General features: G+C 66.3%; 1 protein-coding gene. It reads left to right on the top strand.

The annotated features are described in order from the left end of the window. Window positions 1-78: 78 nt before the first annotated feature. On the top strand, window positions 79-826 hold a 748-nt coding region (locus tag OOZ19_RS29965; protein ID WP_323055199.1), incomplete at its 3' end, for an acyl carrier protein.

Here is an 826-nt window from a genome sequence, read left to right as displayed (position 1 = left end):
ATGACCGGGCATCTGGGTGTTACCGATATGCGGCGGATCAACGCATCCGGGTTGGCCCTGTTGAGCAGCGAGGAGGGCATGGGTCTGTTCGACCTGGCCCGGTTCGCCGAACCCGCCTACGTGCTGGCCGCCAAGCTGGACACCGCCGCACTGGGCAGAAGTGAGAACATTCCGCCGTTGTTGAGCGGGCTGGTGTCCCGCACAGCGCCAGTGCGGAACACTGCGGCCACCATCGAGACAGGTGGATTGGCCCGCAGGCTCGTTTCGATGACCGACGAACAACGCACCACGTTCCTGATCGACCTCGTCCGAACCCACGCCGCCGCCGTCCTAGGTCTGTCCGGAACTAGTGGAGTGGACGCGGGCCGGGCATTCAAAGAAGCCGGATTCGACTCACTCACCGCGCTGGAACTCCGCAACCGGCTCACCGCGGCGACGGACGTCCGGCTGCCAGCCACCCTGGTGTTCGACCACCCCACACCTACCTCGCTGGCAGAGCGGCTCCTCTCGGAGGTGCTGGGTGAGCAGGCTGGTACCGCTGGACCAGTGGTGGCCACCGCGGCCAGTGATGAGCCGATTGCGATCGTGGCGATGAGTTGCCGGTTCCCCGGCGGGGTCGCGGGTCCGGAGGACCTCTGGCGGCTGGTGGATACGGGAACCGACGCGATGTCGGGCTTCCCCGTGGACCGAGGCTGGGACGTCGAGGGTCTTTACGATCCCGATCCGGACGTGGCCGGGAAGAGCTATGTCGTCGAGGGTGGGTTCTTGGATGACGTCGCCGGGTTCGACTCGGCGTTCTTCGGCATCAGCCCGCGCGAAGCCATCG

It is taken from the genome of Saccharopolyspora sp. NFXS83 (assembly GCF_026241095.1).
In the GTDB taxonomy this organism is placed as follows: Bacteria; Actinomycetota; Actinomycetes; order Mycobacteriales; family Pseudonocardiaceae; genus Saccharopolyspora_C.
Note: the sequence above shows the minus strand (reverse complement) of the source record. Positions and strands in the feature narration are given on the sequence as shown.